Origin of the sequence: Actinoallomurus acaciae (genome assembly GCF_042429965.1) — a bacterium.
In the GTDB taxonomy this organism is placed as follows: Bacteria; Actinomycetota; Actinomycetes; order Streptosporangiales; family Streptosporangiaceae; genus Actinoallomurus; species Actinoallomurus acaciae.
In genome coordinates this window covers 1-7219 of sequence record NZ_JBHLZP010000412.1, presented here as the reverse complement: position 1 = coordinate 7219, position 7219 = coordinate 1, and the positions used below count along the sequence as shown (strand labels likewise).

Below are 7219 nucleotides of genomic sequence, written 5' to 3'. Positions count from 1 at the left end.
AGCCCCGCGCCGAGCAGCGCGACCACCAGCAGAAGCAGCACGTAGTCGCCGCGTCCCGCGACCGGGTACGCGGCGAGTGTGGCCGCCCCGGTGGCCGCGCACCCACCGGCCAGCACCGGGCCGGGACCGAACCGCCCGGCCAGGGCGGCTCCCCCCAGCGCGCACGCGAGCCCGGTCATCGCGAGCGGCAGTAGGTGCACGCCGACGCCGACCATGCTGAATCCCCAGTTCGCCTGCAGGCGGAAGCTCACGTACGTCATGGTCACGAAGGCGGGACACAGGCCCAGCGTGAACACCGCGGTGCCGCCGGAGGCCCGCAGCGGCAGCGGCGACGGGCGTACGGCGAACGCCAGCGCCACACCGACCACCGCGATGACGACGGCGAGCGCCAGCGGCACGATGGTTTTGACCTGGAGCCATCCGGCGTACTCGTGCCGGAGGCCGAAGCTCAGCAACGGCACCATGAGTGAGAGCAGCACCACACCGAGGACGCCGTTCTCCGGCCCCGGCGACCGTGACTCGCGCACGCCGACGACGCCGAGCCCCCCGGCGATCAGCAGCGGCACGAGCAGGACCAGGAACATGGCACGCCAGTTCAGGTACTCCGCGATCAGGCCGCCGACGAACCCGCCGTCGGTCATGGGCACGACGACGGCCGCCGCCCACGCCCCGAAGGCGAGCACACCCCGCCGGCCGGGGAACGCGTCGCGGATCACCCCGAGCCCGACCGCCAGCACCAGACCCGCGGCGGCCCCCTGGAGGATCCGGACGCCCAGGAACATCGCCTGCCCGGGCACGACCGATGTCAGCACCGTCCCGACCGCGTACGCGGCCAAGCCCGCGATGAAGACCTTCTTTCGGCCGACGGCGTCGGCGATCCGGCCGGCCGGCAGTACCACCGCCACGAGGGCGAGCTGGTAGTAGTCGCCGATCGATCTCAGGAAATCGGTGTTGCCGTGGAGGTCGGCCGCCAGGATCGGATAGGCGGCCGACAGCATGGACTGGCCGAGCATGACGGCGAACGTCGCGAGCACGACCGCCGACAGTGCGAGGACCGGCACGCCGGGCAGTCCGCGCCGGGGCGAGGTCGCCGGAGCCGCCCAGGGCGCGAACGCCGGGGGCGGCATCCCGGCCGGGACGGCCGGGGGCCACCCGGGCGGCTGGGCCGGCGGCAACTGCTCGGCGGTGACGGCCGATGCTCCGGCCGCGAGGATCGGGGACATCTCCGTCGTGGTGGCCGGCCCCGGGACCGCCCGGCCGAGCAGGCTCAACAGGACGTCGGTCGCCGCCGGGCGGCGGGCCGGATCCTTGTTCAGACAGGCGTTCACGAGTGCGGCGAGAGGCTGCGGCAGCATGCTCACGTCCGCGTCGGCGTGCAGCACCCGGTGCATCACCGCCGGGATGGAGTCCGAGCCGAACGCCGACCGCGCGGTCGCGGCGAACAGGATCGTGCTCCCCCAGGCGAACATGTCGGCGGCCGGCCCGAGCGGCGCGCCCGCCACCTGCTCGGGCGCCATGTACGCCGGGGTGCCGACGACCTGGCTGGTCAGCGTGCCCGGGGTGTCGAGGGCGCGCGCGATGCCGAAGTCGATGACGCGGGGCCCATCCGGGCTCATCAGTACGTTGGGCGGCTTGAAGTCGCGATGCACGATCTTGGCCTCGTGGATCGCGGCCAGCGCCGTGGCCGTGGCGATCGCGAGCCGCATGAGGTCATCGCCGGTCCGCGGCCCGTGCTCGCGAACGAGGTTCTGCAGCGACGGGCCGTCGACGTACTCGCTGACGATGTAGGGGGTGTCGCCTTCGGCATCCGCGTCGAGGACACGCGCGGTGCAGAACCCGGCGACCCGTTCGGCCATCGCCAGCTCGCGTACGAACCGGCGGCGGGCCGCCTCGTCACCGCCCTGCCCGACCCGCAGCAGCTTGACCGCGACCCGCCCGCCGTCGGGAGCGCGCCCGAGGAAGACCACGCCCTGGCCACCCTCGCCCAGCCGGCCGATGAGCTCGTACCGCCCCAGGTGCTGAGGGTCTCCCGGCCGCAATGGATCCGCCATCCGCCTTCACCTTTCACCCGACCCGTCGCATCCCGCCCCGATTCGATCACATTCGGGGTGGTCGATGGTGCTCGTTGGCCGAGCCGTCGGCGTTCGGCGGGTTCACCACGTGGCCGATCGGTGAGAAACCCCGGAGCCGGGCTACCGATGTCTCTTTCCGGTCGTGCTCCAGATGAACGTCGCGGTGCCGGACGCCCCGGAGGAGTCCTTCGCGGTCACGGTGACGGTGCTGGTGCCCGCGTGGCGGGCCCGGCCGGTGATCGTGCCCGACGGGCCGATGGACAGGCCCGCGGGCAGGCCGGCGGCGGTGAAGGTGAGCTTCGCCGCCGCGGTGCTCACGGCGCTGATCGGCAGGGACACCTTGGCGCCCACCCGGCTGCTCATGCCGTGCGGGTTGACGACGATCACCGAGCCGCTGTGGCTCGGCGTTCCGGACACGTTGCTCCGCAGCGCGCTCGTGACGTTGAGCGAGCCGCTCAGCGGCAGGTTGCGCGAGGAGTCGCCGACGAGGATCCGGTACGCGCCGGGCGTGGTCGTCCAGCCGCCGGCCGTGTCGTCCCAGTGCGCCAGGTCGTGGGCGGTCAGGGTGAAGTGGACGGTCTGGCTCTGGCCCGGTTGCAGGTCGACCCGCTGGAAGCCCTTGAGCTGGTGCGGCGGCTCGGCGGCCGAGGCGGGCGCGCCGACGTACAGCTGGGCGACCTCGGTCCCGGCTCGCGTGCCGGTGTTCGTGACCGTGGCCGTCACCGTGGCGCCGCCCGACCCGAGCGCGCCGACCTGGAGGTCGCCGAAGGAGAAGGTCGTGTACGACAGGCCGTACCCGAAGGGGAACAGCGGTGTGATGTTCTGCGCGTCGTACCAGCGGTACCCCACATCGAGCTTCTCGGAGTACTGCACCTGGCTCCCGTTCCCCGGCCACTGGGCGGTCGTGTGCGCGGGCACGTCGGCCAGGCTCGCCGGGAACGTCACCGGCAGCCGGCCGGACGGGTCGACGTCGCCGAACAGGATCGCGGCCAGTGCGTTGCCGACCTCCTGACCGCTGTACCAGCCCTCGATCACCCCCGCGACCTGGTTCAGCCACGGCATGGTCACCGCGGACCCGGTGTGCAGCACCACGACCGTCTTCGGGTTGGCGGCGGCCACCGAGGAGATCAGCTGGTTCTGCTGGCCGGGCAGGTCGATCGAGGTGTTGTCGCTTCCCTCGTTCTGCGGGTACGTCGCGAAGACGATCGGCACGTCGACGGTCTTGGCCAGGGCGACGGCGCGGTCGATGCCGCCGGCGCCGTCGGCCGCCTCGTACTGCACGGTCGCGCCGGAGCCGGCCCGGTTCGTGATCCCGGTGAGCGGTGAGACGGTGCCGGAGGAGGTGACGGTGGCGCTGCCGCCGCCGACGCTCGCCACGCCCGCGCCGCCGTCGGTGCCGATCACCGCGATCTTCTTGGTGGTCGCGGTGGACAGCGGCAGCACGCCGGAGTTCTTGAGCAGGACGGTGCCCTCCTCGGCGATCTGCCGGGCGGTGGCCTTGTGCGCGTCGGTGGTGACGACCGCGCCGGTCGAGCCGGTCTTGGGGTTGTCGAACAGGCCGAAGGCGAACATCGGGGTCAGCACCCGGCCGACCATGGTGTCGAGCGTCGCCTGGCTGACCTGGCCGGAGGCCACGGCCTGGCGGAGGCCGTCGCCGAAGAACGCCGCCCCGGGCATCTCCATCGTCATGCCGGCGTTCGCGGCGGGGGCGGCCGAGTGCAGCGCGCCCCAGTCGGAGGTGACGAAGCCGCCGAAGCCGGCCTGCTGGTAGAGGGCCGTGTTCAGCAGGTATGGGTGCTCGCAGGCGAACGTCCCGTTGACCACGCTGTACGCGCACATCACCGAGGCCGTCGCGCCCTGGGTCACGGCCGCCTGGAAGCCGGGCAGGTAGATCTCCTGGAGCGTCCGGGTGTCGACGATCGCGTTGTCGGACATCCCGTTGCGATAGGTCTCCTGGTTGTAGACCGCGGCGTGCTTCGCCTGGGCCATCACGCCCTGGCTCTGCACACCCTTGATCTGGGCCACGGCCATCTGGCTCGTCAGGTACGGGTCCTCGCTGAAGCTCTCGAAGCCACGGCCCCAGCGCGGGTCGCGGTCGATGTTGAGTGTCGGCCCGAGCGCGACGTCCGCGCCCTTGCCCTTGAACTCGGCTCCGGCCACCACGCCGTACTGCTGTTCCAGCGCGGTGTCGAAGGTCGCGGCGCCGGCCACCGGCGCGGGCAGTTGGGTGACGCCGCCGAGGCCGTCGCCCGGCCCGCCGGGTCCGTCCTCCAGGCCGAGGGCCGGGATGCACAGCGACGGGATCGCGTTGGTGTCGCCGATGTACGGCGAGGTGGCGCCGTTGCCGTGCAGCATCGAGATCTTCTGGTCCTGCGTCATCTGCGCCATCAGCTGCGCGACCCGCTGGGACACCGGCGCGGTCGAGCCCACCCACGGACACGACCCGTCGCCGCCGCCTCCGTCGCCGCCGCCGATCGTGTTGATCGAGAACTCCCACAGCGAGTAGCCGTACTGGGTGGCGCGCGCGGTGCCGTACATCCGCACGTAGCGCCCGGTCCCGGTGACGTTCAGCGTCTGGGTGCCCCCCGCGCCGGTCGTGGTGGAGTAGACCGTCGTCCAGGTGCCGCCGTCGGCGGAGGTCTGGATCTGGAACGCGGTCGCGTACGCGGCCTCCCAGGTCAGCTGTACACCGCAGACCTGCTGCGACGAGCCGAGGTCGACCTGGAGCCACTGCGGGTCGGCGAACGCCGAGGACCAGCGCGTACCCGCGTCGCCGTCGGTCGCCGAGGACGCGGGCGTGCCGGCGTTCTCGGTCGAGGAGGCGGTGGTCGGCCGGCCCTGGGACAGCAGGACCGAGGCGGCGTGGCTCGGGGGCGCGGCGGCGGTCGACACGGCGGCGAGACCGGCGATGGCCACGAGGACCACCAGCACCGACCTCAGCGAATCGAGTGTGCGCCTGGCGGGACGTACGCGCGACATGGGGGCTCCTCGGCCGGCGGGCGGTCACCGGCACATCGAGCAGTGCAGGGCGGGGCGGACGCTCTCCGCGTTGAGAGCGCTCTCAGCGCCAGAGTGACCCCGATCACACGGACCTGTCAAGCTTCGGGTTGACTCGGTCGATGACCGACTTTACGCAGGAAACCTTGACAGAACTCCGCAAGAGATGAATAAGTAACTGCAAAAATCGGACAGAGCGGCCAAGGTCGCCGCGTTGATCGCCAACCGCACGGCCGCCGGGCCGTGGGAACGACCTCATCAACGGCTGAGAGGGATGAAGACGTGAGCATGTCCCGCAGAAGGTTCCTGTCCACCGCGATGGCCGGTTCGGTCGTCGCGGCGGCCGGGCCGCAGATCGTGTCGGCGGCGCTCGGCCCGGCGAGCGCCGCGAGCGGGCCCGGCGACGTCGTCGGCAAGATCACCGTGGGCTACCAGAGCTGGTTCGCCTGCCCCGGCGACGGCGCGCCGATCAACGGCTGGTGGCACTGGAGCCAGGACTGGGGGCGTCCGCCCTCGCCGGGCAACACCGCGATCAAGGCCTGGCCGGACCTGCGGGACTTCACCCACGGCTACCAGACCGCGTACGCGAACCTGAACAACGGGCGGCCCGCGACGCTGTTCTCCTCCTACGACCAGCAGACCGTGGACACGCACTTCGCCTGGATGCGGGACAACGGCTGCGACACGGCCGCCCTGCAGCGCTTCAACCCGACCGGCGGCGAGGGCCCGACCCGCGACGCGATGGCCGCGAAGGTTCGCGCGTCCGCCGAGTCGACCGGCCGGAGGTTCTACATCATGTACGACGTCTCCGGCTGGACGAACATGCAGGCGGAGATCAAGGCCGACTGGACGAACAAGATGAGGGCGCACACGGCCTCGTCCGCGTACGCCCGCCAGAACGGCAGGCCGGTCGTGGGCATCTGGGGCTTCGGCTTCGCCGACGACAACCACCCGTGGAGCGCCGCGGTCTGCCTGGACATCGTCAACTGGTTCAAGGACCAGGGCTGCTACGTCATGGGCGGTGTGCCGACGAACTGGCGCACCGGCGTGAGCGACTCGCGCGCCGGTTACCTCGACGTCTACCACGCCGTCAACATGATCTCGCCGTGGATGGTCGGGCGGATCGGCACCGCCGCCGACTCCGACCGCTTCTACACCGACTTCACCGTGCCGGACCAGGCCGACTGCGACGCCCACGGCATCGACTACCAGCCGTGCGTGCTGCCCGGCGACGTGTCGGCGCGCCAGCGGGCGCACGGCGACTTCATGTGGCGGCAGTTCTACAACATGGTCCGGGCGGGCGTGCAGGGCATCTACATCTCGATGTTCGACGAGTTCAACGAGGGCAACCAGATCGCCAAGACCGCCGAGGACGCCTCCATGGTCCCGTCCGGTTCCGGCTTCTGGGCGCTGGACGAGGACGGTACGGCGTGCTCGTCGGACTACTACCTGCGGCTGACCGCCGACGGCGGCCGCATGCTCAAGGGCCTGCTCGCGCCGACCCCGACCCGGCCGACGCGCCCGGTGCCGTCCGGCGGGAACGGCGGCTCGAACGTCGCGGCGGGCCGGGCCACCGCGGAGAGCAGCCACACCCAGAACTACGGGTCGGGCAACGCGGTGGACGGCGACGCGAGCAGCTACTGGGAGAGCGCGAACAACGCGCTGCCGCAGTGGGTGCAGGTGGACCTGGGCGCGGCGGCGAGCGTCGGCCGCGTCGTGCTGCGGCTGCCGCCGTCGTGGGGTGCGCGCACCCAGACGCTGTCGATCCAGGGCAGCGGCGACGGCTCGTCGTTCACGACGCTGAGCGGCTCCGCCGGCCGCGTCTTCGACCCGGCCTCGGGCAACGCGGTGACGATCACCTTCACGCCGTCCGGCGTCCGGTACGTCCGTGTGAACGTCACCGCCAACACCGGCTGGCCGGCCGCCCAGCTCTCCGAGCTGGAGGTGTACGCGACCTGAGCACGGCCGCGGCCGGTCAGCGTTCGCGCTCGCCGGCGGAACGGATCGCGTCGCGGACCGTGCGCCAGGCGGCGAACAACTCGTCGTAGCGCGCGCCGCGCCGCGGGTCGGGTTCGTAGCGGCGTGCGTCCGGGGCGAGGGCTCGGTTGTTGGCCCGCACGTCGGGGTACTCCCGCGCCCCGACGAGGGCG

3 protein-coding genes are annotated in these 7219 nt (G+C 72.0%); 1 reads left to right on the top strand and 2 read right to left on the bottom strand.

Annotated features, from left to right (window positions below; translation table 11 throughout):
• Nucleotides 1-2051, bottom strand: a 2051-nt coding sequence (locus ACFFNX_RS36665; protein WP_378210588.1) for a bifunctional serine/threonine protein kinase/MFS transporter, incomplete at its 3' end; no start/stop codon positions are given.
• Nucleotides 2052-2192: 141 nt separating this feature from the next.
• Nucleotides 2193-5051 carry a glycoside hydrolase family 3 C-terminal domain-containing protein gene (locus ACFFNX_RS36660; protein WP_378210586.1) on the bottom strand — a complete coding sequence of 953 codons (2859 nt, stop codon included), beginning with the start codon at nt 5049-5051 and terminating at the stop codon, nt 2193-2195.
• A gap of 306 nt (nt 5052-5357) precedes the next feature.
• Here ACFFNX_RS36660 and ACFFNX_RS36655 point away from each other — a divergent pair, with 306 nt between their 5' ends.
• Nucleotides 5358-7028, top strand: coding sequence for a glycoside hydrolase family 99 protein (locus ACFFNX_RS36655; RefSeq protein WP_378210591.1), 1671 nt, complete (start codon nt 5358-5360; stop codon nt 7026-7028).
• Nucleotides 7029-7219: the final 191 nt, after the last annotated feature.

Bases quoted from the DNA above. Each gene is read 5' to 3' on its own strand.
- ACFFNX_RS36660 (WP_378210586.1), bottom strand. From the start codon at position 5,051: ATGTCGCGCGTACGTCCCGCCAGGCGCACACTCGATTCGCTGAGGTCG.
- ACFFNX_RS36655 (WP_378210591.1), top strand. From the start codon at position 5,358: ATGTCCCGCAGAAGGTTCCTGTCCACCGCGATGGCCGGTTCGGTCGTC.